This is a genomic window from Pediococcus siamensis (assembly GCF_047220215.1).
In the GTDB taxonomy this organism is placed as follows: Bacteria; Bacillota; Bacilli; order Lactobacillales; family Lactobacillaceae; genus Pediococcus; species Pediococcus siamensis.
Map to the genome: position 1 here is coordinate 1,507,556 of NZ_CP178375.1, position 13,812 is coordinate 1,521,367.

Annotated in this window: 13 protein-coding genes; 3 read left to right on the top strand and 10 right to left on the bottom strand. The window is 42.3% G+C overall.

Annotated features, from left to right (window positions below; genetic code table 11):
• Positions 1-10: 10 nt before the first annotated feature.
• The 3 genes from hpf to ACLJJ6_RS07400 all read right to left on the bottom strand — a co-directional run bounded on the left by hpf (position 11) and on the right by ACLJJ6_RS07400 (position 2,725).
• A complete protein-coding gene (gene hpf, locus ACLJJ6_RS07390) occupies positions 11-577 on the bottom strand; it encodes a ribosome hibernation-promoting factor, HPF/YfiA family (protein WP_412988651.1) in 567 nt (188 codons plus the stop codon).
• 142 nt (positions 578-719) lie between these two features.
• On the bottom strand, positions 720-1,409 hold the full coding sequence (locus ACLJJ6_RS07395; protein ID WP_412988653.1) for a phosphoribosyltransferase family protein: 690 nt from the start codon (positions 1,407-1,409) through the stop codon (positions 720-722).
• The gene (locus ACLJJ6_RS07400; RefSeq protein ID WP_412988654.1) at positions 1,406-2,725 is read right to left on the bottom strand and encodes a DEAD/DEAH box helicase; all 1,320 of its coding nucleotides are present in this window, start codon (positions 2,723-2,725) and stop codon (positions 1,406-1,408) included. Before ACLJJ6_RS07400 ends, ACLJJ6_RS07395 begins: the two co-directional genes overlap by 4 nt.
• A 46-nt stretch (positions 2,726-2,771) precedes the next feature.
• Between ACLJJ6_RS07400 and ACLJJ6_RS07405 the strand changes: the two genes are divergently transcribed.
• Positions 2,772-3,413: a YigZ family protein gene (locus ACLJJ6_RS07405; protein ID WP_412988655.1), complete on the top strand. Its 642-nt coding sequence runs from the start codon at positions 2,772-2,774 to the stop codon at positions 3,411-3,413.
• Positions 3,414-3,450: 37 nt separating this feature from the next.
• On the opposite strand, the gene ACLJJ6_RS07410 is transcribed toward ACLJJ6_RS07405, so the two are convergent.
• The 5 genes from ACLJJ6_RS07410 to groES all read right to left on the bottom strand — a co-directional run bounded on the left by ACLJJ6_RS07410 (position 3,451) and on the right by groES (position 9,194).
• Positions 3,451-4,635, bottom strand: coding sequence for a glycosyltransferase family 4 protein (locus ACLJJ6_RS07410; RefSeq protein WP_412988656.1), 1,185 nt, complete (start codon positions 4,633-4,635; stop codon positions 3,451-3,453).
• 145 nt (positions 4,636-4,780) lie between these two features.
• A complete protein-coding gene (locus ACLJJ6_RS07415) occupies positions 4,781-4,909 on the bottom strand; it encodes a hypothetical protein (protein ID WP_412988657.1) in 129 nt (42 codons plus the stop codon).
• A 233-nt stretch (positions 4,910-5,142) separates the two neighbouring features.
• Positions 5,143-6,978 (bottom strand): APC family permease, encoded by a 1,836-nt coding sequence (locus ACLJJ6_RS07420; protein WP_412988658.1) that lies wholly within the window; start codon positions 6,976-6,978, stop codon positions 5,143-5,145.
• 267 nt (positions 6,979-7,245) lie between these two features.
• Entirely contained in the window at positions 7,246-8,874 is a 1,629-nt protein-coding gene (gene groL / locus ACLJJ6_RS07425) for a chaperonin GroEL (RefSeq protein WP_412988660.1), read from the bottom strand.
• A 35-nt stretch (positions 8,875-8,909) separates the two neighbouring features.
• Positions 8,910-9,194, bottom strand: a complete 285-nt coding sequence (gene groES, locus ACLJJ6_RS07430; RefSeq protein ID WP_412988662.1) for a co-chaperone GroES — start codon at positions 9,192-9,194, stop codon at positions 8,910-8,912.
• Positions 9,195-9,371: 177 nt separating this feature from the next.
• On the opposite strand from groES, the gene ACLJJ6_RS07435 reads away from it, so the two are divergent.
• Positions 9,372-10,028, top strand: coding sequence for a CPBP family intramembrane glutamic endopeptidase (locus ACLJJ6_RS07435; protein ID WP_412988664.1), 657 nt, complete (start codon positions 9,372-9,374; stop codon positions 10,026-10,028).
• On the opposite strand, the gene ACLJJ6_RS07440 is transcribed toward ACLJJ6_RS07435, so the two are convergent.
• Entirely contained in the window at positions 10,025-10,648 is a 624-nt protein-coding gene (locus ACLJJ6_RS07440; RefSeq protein WP_412988666.1) for a redox-sensing transcriptional repressor Rex, read from the bottom strand. The genes ACLJJ6_RS07435 and ACLJJ6_RS07440 overlap by 4 nt on opposite strands.
• Positions 10,649-10,757: 109 nt before the next feature.
• Here ACLJJ6_RS07440 and ACLJJ6_RS07445 point away from each other — a divergent pair, with 109 nt between their 5' ends.
• Positions 10,758-12,692 carry an ABC-F family ATP-binding cassette domain-containing protein gene (locus tag ACLJJ6_RS07445; protein ID WP_412988668.1) on the top strand — a complete coding sequence of 645 codons (1,935 nt, stop codon included), beginning with the start codon at positions 10,758-10,760 and terminating at the stop codon, positions 12,690-12,692.
• A gap of 107 nt (positions 12,693-12,799) precedes the next feature.
• Here ACLJJ6_RS07445 and ACLJJ6_RS07450 read toward each other — a convergent pair whose 3' ends face one another.
• Entirely contained in the window at positions 12,800-13,795 is a 996-nt protein-coding gene (locus ACLJJ6_RS07450; protein ID WP_412988670.1) for a serine hydrolase domain-containing protein, read from the bottom strand.
• Between the last annotated feature and the right edge of the window lie 17 nt (positions 13,796-13,812).

A 13,812-nucleotide genomic window follows, 5' to 3' on the forward strand; every position in this document is an offset into this window, starting at 1 on the left:
CACTTTAGTTTTAATCGTTAGATTCAATCAAACCATAGCGTCCATCATTACGTCGATACACGATATTTACGCCATCAGTTTCTGCATCTTGATAGACAAAGAAATCATGCCCTAACATATCCATCTGCAAAACAGCTTCTTCGCTATCCATTGGTTTTAAAGAAACTCGTTTTGTTCTGACAATGTCGAATTTGTTTTCTGCTGCTTCAGAATCATCAGATTCATCAACATCCAGATCGGCACTAGGAACTTCGACCCCTTTATAGCCCTTTTCACGAGATTTACGATTAATTTTGGTTTTATATTTGCGGATTTGGCGTTCCAATTTATCGGTTACCAAATCAACGCTTGCATACAAGTCAGGTGACGTTTCTTCTGCTCTCAAAACTAAATATGGAAGGGGAATTGTAACCTCAACTTTAGCCGTCTTATCAGGATGAACTTTGAGGTTTACATGGGCCTTGGCATTCACACTAGAATCAAAGTACTTTTCTAGTTTGCTAATCCGTTTTTCCACATAATTTCTGATTGCATCTGTCACTTCAATATTTTCACCACGTACATTAAAATCAAGCATAAATCTTCTCTCCCTTCAGTAACAAGCCTTTTGTGCTTGCCCAAACACGATATCGAAAGGACCACTCTTCTAATATCTTGCTTACTATCATTATAAATGAAAACGCTATTTTAAACAAATGAAAAAGGAGAAAAATCTGTGATCAGCGACATAAGGTAACACTACGAACTGTTGCACACCCTGCCTCAAGTAAGGTTTGGGCGGCATGCCGGAGGGTTCTGCCCGTCGTATAGACATCATCAATCAGCAAAATTTCCTTATTTTTGATCTGTTCCGGATATTCTACATCAATTTGAAAGTGATTACTAGTTTCAAGGCGCTCCCAACGACTTTTTTGGGATTGCCTTTTTTCTGATTTCGATCGGTTCATCAGCAACGGAGCCTTCAAAGCAAGACCATCTAGTAGTCCGCTAACTTGGTTGAACCCCCGTGTTTGCCAAGTCTGTTCGTCAATTGGCAAAGCTACTAGTAAGGCAGCATTTTGTTGTTCTTGGACAAATTGGCTAAATTGGACGTTAAACGCCGCTCGTAAACGATAATCGCCTTGAAATTTGTATGCGTGCATAAACTGTTTCATCGCAGCGTTGTACTCAAATAGCGCCACATTTGAAAAAGCCATAGACGAATGAGTTTGCCATTTTTGACAATCGCCACACACTTGTTTTAGTGCCTGTTGCCGCCCACATCCTGGACAGCAGGTTGCTGGTTCAATCAAGCGAAATGTTGTTAAACAAGCCTCACAGACCGTCTTTGTCTGATATTTTTTGGGTAATAATAAGAAACGCAATGACCAATTATCACGCAACTGACGGTGACAAAGTAAGCAATTCATACTTCTTCCTCCCGCGCCTTATGATTAACAAATTTAATCTGCTGTCGTGCTTTTTTAATTGTTCGTGAGATTCCAGCACATACAAAAACCACATTTCCCGTTGGGCGCTGAGGACTCCGCCCAACACGTCCCGCAATTTGAACCAAAGCAGCTGCCGAAAATGTCGCATCATCTGCACCGAGCACACAAACATCGATACCAGGAAATGTGACGCCGCGTTCTAAAATGGTTGTTGTGATTAAACCGTCGATGTTCTGGGAGCGCATTGCCTGAACTTTTTCTAGTCGCTGGGCATCTGCAGAATAAACAGTCTTTAATTTTAGATTCGGGAAGGCTTGCCGGATGGCTGCAAAAGCCACCCTTAAATGGTTAATGTGCGGAACAAATATTAAGAATTGCCGTTGTTGTTGCTCACATTCAGTAAGAAAAATTTTTAAGGCCCACGGGATAGCTTTACGAACAATTTTTGCGTACCAATTTAAACTTAATTTAACCTGAATTTCCGGTAACGGATGGCCATGAAAACGTCGTGGCAAATAACTCACGGCTAACTGCTTTTGCCGAACTTTTTGCAATAACGCATCTCCCGGCGTGGCAGTCAAATATAAGCAAGCACCAGTCTGTTTTTTAGCCCGCTGGGTAGCGTACAATAACTGACTATTTTGTGCATAGGGAAAGGCGTCAACTTCATCAATAATCAAAATGTCAAAAGCATGGTAGAATCTTAATAGTTGATGGGTAGTTGCAATAGTCAGTTGCGTATACCGGTAAGGTTGTTCCTGGTGTCCGTGAAGCAAAGCAATTTCCACATGCTCAAAGGCAGCTTGCAAGCGCGGAAAAAGCTCGATGCATACGTCTACTCGTGGAGAAGCTAAGCCGACCCGTTTTCCGGCCTTTAAGGCAGCATTAATTCCAGGAAACAACATTTCTGTCTTTCCTGCCCCGGTAACCGCCCATAATAAATGGTCTCGCCCATTTTCAAAAGAAGCTTGTACCTCACTTGAACATCTTTTCTGGCTGGCTGTTAGTTTACCTTGCCAGGTTAAATAAGAGGCTTTTGGCGCAAAGTGATTTGGTTCAGGAAAAGTTACAAATTTCTCTAAAGTTGAAACGCGTCCAAGTTGGAGGCACATTGGGCAGTAATAAGCCGCGCGGGGTAATTGAACTGCCTGTTTTTCAAAACGCGTATTACAACGTAAACACCGAACCCATTTTTCCGTAACCGCCATTGTTGGCATGACTTGTAAATCTGAATATTCCGGTTTCTCCGCTTTCGGGATGGCAACCAGACGTCCATAATAGTTTGCTTTTTCCATTTCTACTCACCTAATTTTAAATACGCAAAAAGAAAGGATTTCTTTAATGTCTGAAAACTTAATTACTCTTGCTAAAAATGACAGTCACGAATTCGTAATCAAAAAATCACGTTTCATTGCTGACGGCTTTCGCATTTCTTCTGAGCAAGAAGCCCATCACTACCTTGACCAAATTCAAACTTTGCATGCCAAAGCCAATCACCACTGCTTTGCTTTCCTTTTAGGTGACGACGACCATATTCAACGGGCAAGCGATGATGGCGAACCTTCTGGAACCGCTGGCGTGCCCATTCTTGAAGTGCTTCAAAAAAATCACGTACATAATACGCTGGTCGTTGTAACCCGCTACTTTGGCGGCATCAAACTTGGAGCTGGCGGACTCATTCGGGCTTACAGCAACGCCACTTCCCAGTTGCTCACAACGGTTGGTCTGGTTCAAAAGGTTGAACAAATCGTCATTGGGGTAACGTTAAACTACGCCCAGTATGATACTTTTACCCACTGGCTAGAAAATCAACAGCTTAAGCCACAAGCAACTGATTATACAGAAGTTATTCGGGTTCAAGTGGGTGTCAATACTGATCACGTTACCCAATTTCAACAGGAGCTGATTAATTTGTTTGCTAATCAGGTGACGTTTCGCAGCTTGGGGAAACAATTTACTGAAGTTCCCATCCCAAAAAAATAAGAATTAAAGTCCTCTGGATTCTAGTATCCCGATACCTCTAATTCTTATTTTTTTTATTTTCAGTTTTAGAAACTTTTTGTTGCTGTTGTGCTTTACGTAACTGCGCTTCCCGTTCGTTTTCGAGCCGATCACTTGCTTCTTTAGAAGTATTTGAAGTCACAATCTTTTGAATCCAATTGAGTAACGGACGCCGGTCTTGTCCCGCTAGTCCAATGGCTTCCACAAAAAGTTCCAAGCCAATTAGAATGCCAATGGTCAATAATACCGAACCCCAAATTGGTGAAATCGGATATAATAACGCAATAAATGAAAAAATTAGCGAAATCCCGTAGATGACAAAAACTGTCTGCCGATGCGTTAAACCCATTTGCATGAGGCGATGATGTAGGTGCCGTTTGTCTGCATGAGAAATGGATTGTTTATTCAAAATTCGCCGTAGCATCGCAAAAACGGTATCGGTAATCGGTACACCCAAGATCATGACCGGAATAATGACCGAAATAAAGGTCGCGTTTTTTAAACCAGACAGTGAGAAAACCGCGATCATAAAGCCAATAAACAACGCCCCAGTGTCCCCCAAATAAATACGTGCAGGGAAAAAGTTATAGGGCAAAAAGCCGATTTCGGCGGCAACTAAGGTAAAAATCATAATTACCGTGTAAATATTAGGTGTCGGGAGGAAAAACAACCCCGTAATTCCGGTTGTGAACAACGCAATAATCGATACCCCGGTTGCCAAGCCATCCAGGCCATCGATCAAATTAATGGCATTCGTGATGGCGGCTATCCACAGGTAGGTGATCGGAAAACTTAACCATCCCAACCCAACGGTGCCTACAAACGGGATCGTCAGGGTGGTCATACGAACACCGGCAAAAACGAACACCTCAATCGCTGCTAACGAGATACCAATCATTTTTTGATAAGGTTTTAAAACAAAAATATCATCAATGACACCAGTCAGGATAATCAGGCATTCACCACCAAAAATCCCCCATAACTGGCGAGTCGGAATTTGCGCCCTTAATAAGAAGAAAATAGCAAAATTGAACGCTAGAAAAATGGCTAACCCACCCATTGTGGGCATCGGAATCTTGTTTACTCGCCTCGCGGAAGGCTCATCAACCGCCCCCACTTTGAATGCAAGTCGTCTAACAAACGGTGTTAGCACAGCGGAGATGATTGCTGTCGCAAATAAACTTACAATAATTTCAAATCGCATGTTAGACCTCTTTTCTCATCAATATTACTATTATACAAACCCTACAGACTGAACACAAGCGCCTTTCATGCGGTAACTGCCGTTTGCAGATAAAACTTAAACATTGTGCGCTAAATTAAACCCTTTGAACCCTTTGCAAGTAAAATCACTTGTGAATCAAAGTAGCGTTCCAGAAACGCAATTTTTGCTTGCCAACCTGTTTACGAAAAACGTTTGCTTTTTTTGCCAGCCATTTAACTTCAGCATTATCCTCTTTGCTGAGAATTGCTGCCATCCCCGCGCTTGCAAGGAATGACGCGGGACAATTTGACCCTCTTCAATACAATGGACAGCTTGTCTTTCACAGTCTGCGCCAATCACCCCGATTACATCACCATAATTTAACGGCTAAACCGTTCCAAACGCGTTCACAAATCCCACCGGACGATTAATGACGACCTTAATCTGGAAACCTCAACCTAAAAAAAGTTGGTCACGCGAAACGTTAACCAACTTTCTAATCTTAAATTACTCATTTAAATGATAATGATATGTCGAAACAATAATGTTTTCCCGTGAATTCAACGCTGCTCGCAAACGTAATCCCGTCTGATTATGCAAGATATTTTGCCAAGGGCGACGCGGAACAAACTGCGGCACCAACACCGTCGTCGTATAGTTACGTTCTGCCGCTCTTCTGGCAATCACATCACAAAAACGCAATGTTGGATTGGCAATGGAACGGTAGGAAGAATGAATATCAACAAAGCGGACGTCTGGATACTCTGCCTTAAATTCAACAGCCGTTTTATGCTCCTTTTTCGGATCCGCATCGAAAGAAACGTGCATCGCAATAACGTAATCACCAATTGAGCGTGCATAGTTAATGGCCCCCGCGGTTACCCGCGTCACATTGCTGACCAATACGATGACTGTCGAGCCGTCATAGTCGTGGAGTTGAACTTTTCCTTTAGCGGCAATACGCAACTGTTTTGCGACTTTAACGTAGTGCTGATGAATCTTATAGAACAAGCGCAAAAGCACAGGCATTACGATTAGATATGGCCAAACGTTGCCAAAATGCAAGAAGAATAAACAAACAACCAACCCAAAAGAAAGTGCTGCACCTAACAGATTAGCGGATGATTTTAATAACCAATGACCCGTACGCTCACGGAACCAGTGGATAATCATGCCGGACTGCGATAACGTAAACGGTACGAAAACTCCGACAGCATAAAGCGGGATCAGCAAGCTTGTTTGCCCATGGAAGATCAAAATTAGCACAATCGCGCCTACTGCGAGAGAAATAATCCCATTGGAGTACCCTAGCCGATCGCCACGATCCATGTAGGCATGCGGCATATACTTATCCTTTGCCAAGTTATAAGCCAACATTGGGAACGCTGAAAATCCAGTATTGGCAGCTACTGCCAGAATTAAAGCTGTCGATAATTGTAGTAAATAGAAGAACAAGCCATGGCCAAATACCATTTCACCAACTTGCGATAAAACCGTCTGCTGGCTATTTGGCAGAATACCGCCAGCATAGCTTAAGAAAGTAATTCCGGCAAAGAAGACCGCCAGAATCAAAGCCATAATGGCTAAAGTATTGGCCGCATTTTTCCGCCGTGGTCGCTTAAAATTCGGTACCGCATTACTGATAGCTTCCACCCCAGTCAGAGAAGAAGAACCAGATGATAAGGCCTTTAAAAACAGTACCAGTGTCATCCCCGGAACACTCGCGCCTACACTGGCTGCGGCGTGCATCGCAACTCGCCCGGTCACAATGTTAAAGAACCCGATTCCAACCATGATTGTAATCATGATAATGAAAAAGTAAACCGGAAAAGTTAAAAATGAAGCTGAATCTCGCAACCCTCTGAGATTCAGTGCCATGATGGCAATCACGATTAAAATTGCAATCGGCACAGCATAAGGATGTAGACTCGGAATTGCAGATGTGATCGCTTCGGTTCCTGATGTGACACTAACGGCTACGGTCAGCATGTAATCAACTAATAGTGAACCTCCGGCAACTAAACCAGCTGATCTTCCCCAATTGGTGCTGGCAACCACATAGGCGCCCCCACCAGATGGATAAGCCTGAATAATTTGCCGATAGGAAAGCGTAATTGCAAATAACAGAATTAAAACAATTCCGGCAACTGGCAAAGCGTACCACGTTGCGGCTGCAGATAACACCAACAGAACGGAAGTAATCTGTTCTGTCCCGTATGCGATGGATGACAAAGCATCTGAAGATAATAATGCCAAAGCCCTGAACTTTGTTAGGGATTGCCCGCCTTCATCCAATGTTTTAAGCGGTTTTCCAATTAAGAGCCTTTTTAGATAACGCCACATTTTATAATGCTCCTCTACAAAAATAAAATTGACCCGAGATCAAGCTCGGGCAGTGCAAATCAGAAATAAGTGTACTACAAATGGACACGTTATTCTATATTAAGTTTTATCAGCACGCATCAACCCTATTGGCTAACTCACTGCTACGCAATCAATTCAACCACATTCCCACTAGAAGTGCAACTTTAATAACTAGCAAACAGCCCTTCTAAAAAACAAAAAAACTGCCCCGGAAAAATTCCGACGCAGTTTTTAAAAAGATTTTTTTTACATCATACCGCCCATGCCGCCTGCTTGTGGTTGTGCAGCAGGTGCATCAGTCTTTGGTTCTGGTTTATCTGCAACGACTGCTTCGGTTGTTAATAACAATGCCGAAACACTAGCTGCATTTTGTAGTGCTGAACGTGTTACCTTCGTTGGGTCCACAATCCCAGCCTTGACCATGTCATCCCACTTACCGGTTGCTGCATTGTAGCCAATTCCTGGTTTTTGCTTCTTCAAGTTTTCAACAACGACAGAGCCCTCAGCACCAGCATTGACTGCAATTTGACGTACAGGTTCTTCCAAAGCCCGTTTTACAATGTTAATACCAGTTAATTCATCACCTGTGGCATCAAGATCATCAAGTGAGCTGATTGCATTAACCAATGCAGTACCACCACCAGGAACAAAACCTTCTTCAACAGCTGCTCGTGTGGCATTCAAAGCATCTTCAATACGGTACTTCTTTTCTTTCAATTCTGTTTCCGTAGCCGCACCAACACGAACAACAGCCACACCGCCAGCTAACTTAGCTAACCGTTCTTGCAACTTTTCTTTATCAAAATCAGAAGTTGTTTCTGAAATTTGTTGTTTGATGGTTGCGACACGTTCTGCAATTTGGTCCTTATCGCCGGCACCTTCAACGATTGTTGTGTCGTCTTTTGTGACCGTAACCTTGTTAGCTTGACCCAATTGATCAATTGTTGCATCCTTTAAGTTCAAACCGAGGTCATCTGTAATAACCGTACCGCCAGTCAAAATTGCAATATCTTCAAGCTGTGCTTTACGACGATCGCCAAAGCCAGGTGCCTTGACTGCAACCACGTTAAATGTTCCCCGCATCTTATTCAAAACTAAGGTTGGTAAGGCTTCACCAGTAATGTCATCCGCGATAATCAAAAGGGAACGGCTTTGTTCAACCACTGATTGTAATAATGGCAAAATGTCTTGAATGTTGCTGATCTTCTTATCTGTGATCAAGATGTAAGGATTATCTAAATCTGCTTCCATCTTGTCATTATCAGTAACCATGTATTGAGACATGTAGCCGCGATCAAATTGCATTCCTTCAACCACGTCCAAAGTGGTATCCACACCACGTGATTCTTCAACTGTAATGACGCCATCGTTACCAACTTTTTCCATAGCATCGGCAATTAATGAACCTACTTCTTCATTAGCAGCAGAAATGGAAGCAACTTGTGCAATGTCGTCCTTTGTTTTTACAACATGAGACATTTTGTGTAGGCCTTCTACAGCAGCCTTAGTCGCCTTTTCAATTCCGCGACGAATGCCCACAGGGTTAGCCCCAGCCGTCACGTTCTTCATACCTTCAGTGACAATAGCTTGTGTTAAAACTGTAGCAGTTGTTGTCCCATCTCCCGCAATGTCGTTAGTTTTAGAAGCAACTTCTGAAACCAACTTTGCGCCCATATTTTCAAAATGGTCTTCTAAATCAATTGCCTTCGCAATGGTAACACCATCGTTTGTGATTGTTGGTGAACCATAAGATTGTTCCAAAACAACGTTGCGCCCTTTAGGACCGATCGTTGATTTTACTGTATCTGCTAATTTATCGACACCTTTTAACATTTTTGTACGTGCATCTTCGGAAAATTTAATTTCTTTTGCCATAAATCATTTCACCTCATTATTTTTTTTGATTTCAGTTAGTCAATTACTGCAACAATATCTTTTTCGTGGAGCACTAAATATTTTTTATCTTCATAGGAAACTTCTGTACCAGCATACTTATCAAAGATAACTGTATCTCCAGATTTAACAGAAGGTGCAAGTTTTTCACCGTTATCTAATACGCGTCCATCGCCCACAGCGACAACTTTACCAGTTTGTGACTTTTCCTTTGCATTGCTTGCAAGAACGATGCCACCAACAGTTTGTTCTTCTTCTTCCTGAGCTTCTAGTATCACGCGATCTCCTAATGGTTTTAACAAAATAAATCCCTCCAGTTATTCTTTTAATTTAGCACTCTTGTCATTCAAGTGCTAACAACAATATTTACTATATCATTCTTAACAAAGAATGCAAGCTTTTTACTGACCTTTTTTGACAAAAGCTTCAAACCCTACGGAAACATGCTATACTTAAGGAATATTTGTGAGGTGTTTTTTGTGAAACTCGAGAAAAAATCAATCTATATTTTAATTACGTATATTATCGTGTATCTTTTGCCCAGTCTCATAAATAGTTTTTTTCAAATCACCCGGCCCGTTTTATTTGCCATCCAAATTGGTGACTATTTAGCTGGGGCCGCCCTTTTATGCTGGCTTGCTTTTCACGATATGCCCAGTAATTTTGCAGAAAAAAAACCGCAAAGCGCGGTAAAAACCATTCTATGGGGGCTTTGCGGTTTCGTCATTGTTATTTTTTTACAAACTCTTATCCTAAAGATCACGGTGCAAACCGGTGGTGACGCGACTTCACAAAATACGACCGCTCTTCTGGCTGTCGTCAGGCGCTACCCACTCTATACACTAGCCATCGTCGTTGGAGCGCCCATTATGGAAGAAATCGTCTTTCGCAAAGTTTTATTTGGTAATTTAGCCATGCTTTTCCGTTTTCTCGGTCCTAAACTGGCACAACTTCTGACTGCCGTTATTTCCAGTGGTTTGTTTGCCTTGGCACACGCCGATGGGCATCTGGTCCTATACGGCTCCATCGGCCTGTGGTTCTGCTGGTTATATCATCACACCGGCCGTATTCAAACTTCTATGATGGCACACCTTTTGATGAATTCGTTAGTCGTCTTGCCACTAATACTTACCTAGCCGTGTTTAACCGTATAGATCAAGGTTTGCAGCTCGTTGGTTAAATCAATATTTTGAACCCGAACACCTTCCGGGGCGGTCAGTCTAACCGTGGTAAAATTCATGATTCCTTTAATGCCGGCTTGAACTAATTTATCTGTAACTTGCTGAGCAATAGTTGCCGGCACCGTAATAATGGCAATTTCAATGCGTTGATCTTGCAATTGTTCTCGCAGCTGCTTCATGGCATAGACAGGCACATTGCTTTGAATCGATCCAATTAACTCCGGGTCAATATCAAACGCGGCACTAATCCGAACGTTGCTATTTTTATGAAAATTAAAATTTAAGAGGGCGTGGCCTAGATTTCCAACGCCAACGAGGGCCACGCTGGTCAAAGTATCTTGATCCAAAATTTTTTCAAAAAAGCTGATTAATTTTTGCACATCGTAGCCATACCCCCGACGTCCAAGGGGACCAAAATAGGAAAAATCACGGCGGATCGTAGCGGCATCAACCTGAATGGACTCTGCCAATTCCGCCGACGACACGCGCAACTTATTAGCGTAAAGTAAATTATTTAAATAACGGTAATAAAGCGGTAATCTTTTTGCCGTTGCTTCTGGAATTTTTTTAGCCATAACGACACCTCTCGTTAAGTTTGTGAATCGTGAACAAAGCTATTTTACCACTTACTGCCGTAGTCAACCCAAAATTATAAAACAAAAGTTATTGAAAGGATGAATTAGTTTGATTTTATTGCAGGCCCAAAATGTCAGTCGCGAATTTAGTGGCGATCCCTTGTTTTCAGGAGTCACACTTGATATCCAGACCCAAGATCGGATTGGCCTTGTCGGTCGTAATGGTGCTGGTAAGACCACCTTATTAAAAATGCTCATTGGGCAAACGTCCCCTGATGACGGTCAAATCACCACCAAAAAAGACCTCTCTATTGGTTACCTCGCCCAAAATCAGGGCCTCGATACCGATAAAACCATTTGGGACGAAATGCTAACCGTTTTCCGGGCTGTTATCAAGCTTGAAACTGAAATCCATGAATTAGAAAACCAGTTGAGTCTTCCTGAAATCATCGCTGATCACGACCAATTCGAAAAACTTTCAAATATGTACGATCAAAAACAACAGGCTTTTAAAATGCAGAATGGCTTTGGCTACCAGGCCGAAATTCGCGGTGTTCTTCATGGCTTTGGCTTTGAGGAAGGTGTCTATCAACGAAAAGTCGATACCCTTTCAGGTGGGCAGAAAACTAAATTGGCTTTGGCAAAACTTCTTTTAGAACGTCACGATCTGCTTGTTTTGGATGAGCCAACTAATCACTTGGACGTTGCAACTTTAGCCTGGTTGGAAACTTACATTAAGGGTTATCAAGGGGCGCTTTTAATTGTTTCCCATGACCGCTACTTTTTAGACCATGTCGTCACCCGTGTTTTTGACCTCGACCGTAAGACACTAACAACTTATGTGGGTAACTACTCGGCATATATTGATCAAAAAGCAAGCCGTTTAAAAACCGAATGGAAAGCATACGAAAAACAGCAAACGCAAATAAGCAAGTTGGAAGACTTTGTGAATCGTAACATTGTGCGTGCCTCAACTACGAAACGCGCACAAAGTCGGCGCAAACAACTGGAAAAAATGACGGTTCTAGAGCGCCCTACCAGCGATGACAGCGAAATGCACTTCCATTTTTCTGCTCGTCATCCGAGTGGCAATGTTGTTCTGACTGTGAAGGATGCGGCAATCGGCTACGACGAACACGTCCTTGCCAGTCCCATTAATATTGAGCTCAACAAACACCATGTCCTCGGCGTAGTGGGTCCGAATGGTATTGGAAAATCCACGCTTCTCAAAAGTATCCTTGGAAAGCTCCCCTTAATCAGTGGCACTTCTAAACTGGGTGCCGGAGTTGAAATCGGCTATTACGATCAGGAGCAGCACAATTTGGATGATCGCAAAATTGTCCTTAATGAACTCTGGGATGCGCATCCCCTCGTTGATGAAAAAGACATTCGTTCCTTGTTAGGTAGCTTTCTCTTTTCTGGCGATGATGTCTTAAAGCCAGTCAAAAACTTGAGTGGTGGTGAACGGGCCCGTTTATTGCTCACTAAACTGACCATGCAGCATGATAATTTCTTGATTTTGGATGAACCCACAAATCATTTGGACATTGACAGTCGCGAAGTTCTTGAAAACGCGTTAAACGAATTTGATGGCACTGTCCTCTTCGTTTCGCATGATCGGTATTTTATCAATCGTGTGGCAACTGAGATTTTGGAAGTTTCTGCTTCGGGAAGCCAACTTTATTTAGGCGATTACGATTATTACCTCCTCAAAAAACAAGAGGCCGCGCAAGCCAAGGCATCATCATCGGTACCATCTGGTCAAACAGCAGCTACAGGGAAAAAACAAGATTATCGTGCTTCTAAAGATAAGCAAAAAGCACAACGTAAACTTCAACGTGAAATCGAAAGTCTTGAGACTCGCCTAGACGACCTCGCTCACGCTGAACAGGATGTTCAAAATCAGATGGCGGATCCACAATACTTCAACGATCACTTAAAACTAGAAGAACTGCAAACCAAGCTCACCAAAATTCAAACCGAAACAACCCAGGTCGAATCCGACTGGACGGAAAAAAGTGAACAATTAGAAAACAACTTTTAAAAAAGGGACTAAGCTGTACGGTAAAAAATACCTGCAACTTAATCCCTTTTATTTTAGACTTTTCACACCATCTAAACCGAAAAGTGTTTTTTCGCCTGCTTGAATTCTTAATCCGCAAAAAATTGATTAATTAAGTCATCACGATCCTTATTCCACCGTTCGTTTTCATGCGTGGGATAAATGCGATTCGTTAAGCAAACAAATCCTTGCTTGTTAATCGGATCAAACGCCAGAATTGTCCCTGTGTATCCTGTCTGCACATACTGTTCGCGATGTGCAATTCGGCGCCATCCTAAAGTCCGTCCATTTTCATCATAACTGGCCATTAGGTCAAACAAGTTAGGATCTAAGACTTCTTTTTGTTGATACTTACCGCGATTAATCATCATTTCCGTAAAAACAGTTAGGTCACTTAACGTCGAAAACAGACCAGAGTGCCCGCTTTCTCCGTTCAATAAAAGTGCCTTATAATCATGAACCTGGCCTTGAATTTGTCCACGCTGTGCATCAATTTCTGTCGGCACAAATCGTGACTTCGGCCGGTTTAAATTGTAGCCCGTATTCATCATAGCCAGTGGGTACCAGATATGGTCCTGCACACTTTTATCTAGGGAACCATTAAGTGTTCGAATAATAAGTCCTAGTAAAATGAATCCTAAATCAGAATAAACCGTTTTTTCACCCGGTTGATAGCTTAACGGCGCTTCATAAATTTTTTTAATTAACTCAATCCCGGACAAATTTCGTGCATTTGTCACATCTGCTGGCAGGCCACTGTTATGCAACAACAAGTTTTCAATCGTTACTTCTGGATGTGAAAATCCTGGTAGGTAAGCCGTTACCGAATCTTTTAAACCAAGTTCATGAACAGAGAGCAGCTGGAAGACGCGTGTCGTGGTTGCCACAACCTTTGTCAATGAAGACAGATCGTAAATCATGGAGGGATCTAAACGCTCTGCAAATGGATCTTTTCCCTGAAAGCCATGGTAAAAACTGTCGATTTGATTCTCATTAATAAAACTAAAAGAAGCCCCGTAGACATCCCCACGGTCAATCATCGCATCAATACTATTTTTCAATTTCACAAATTTATCTTCTGTCATACCCTTTGCCCCCAATT

Excerpts from the sequence above, each read along its gene's own strand:
- groL (WP_412988660.1), bottom strand. The coding sequence starts at position 8,874 with ATGGCAAAAGAAATTAAATTTTCCGAAGATGCACGTACAAAAATGTTA.
- ACLJJ6_RS07405 (WP_412988655.1), top strand. The coding sequence starts at position 2,772 with ATGTCTGAAAACTTAATTACTCTTGCTAAAAATGACAGTCACGAATTC.
- ACLJJ6_RS07400 (WP_412988654.1), bottom strand. The coding sequence starts at position 2,725 with ATGGAAAAAGCAAACTATTATGGACGTCTGGTTGCCATCCCGAAAGCG.
- ACLJJ6_RS07420 (WP_412988658.1), bottom strand. The coding sequence starts at position 6,978 with ATGTGGCGTTATCTAAAAAGGCTCTTAATTGGAAAACCGCTTAAAACA.
- hpf (WP_412988651.1), bottom strand. The coding sequence starts at position 577 with ATGCTTGATTTTAATGTACGTGGTGAAAATATTGAAGTGACAGATGCA.
- ACLJJ6_RS07410 (WP_412988656.1), bottom strand. The coding sequence starts at position 4,635 with ATGCGATTTGAAATTATTGTAAGTTTATTTGCGACAGCAATCATCTCC.
- ACLJJ6_RS07395 (WP_412988653.1), bottom strand. The coding sequence starts at position 1,409 with ATGAATTGCTTACTTTGTCACCGTCAGTTGCGTGATAATTGGTCATTG.
- ACLJJ6_RS07415 (WP_412988657.1), bottom strand. The coding sequence starts at position 4,909 with ATGGCAGCAATTCTCAGCAAAGAGGATAATGCTGAAGTTAAATGGCTG.
- ACLJJ6_RS07440 (WP_412988666.1), bottom strand. The coding sequence starts at position 10,648 with ATGGCTAAAAAAATTCCAGAAGCAACGGCAAAAAGATTACCGCTTTAT.
- ACLJJ6_RS07450 (WP_412988670.1), bottom strand. The coding sequence starts at position 13,795 with ATGACAGAAGATAAATTTGTGAAATTGAAAAATAGTATTGATGCGATG.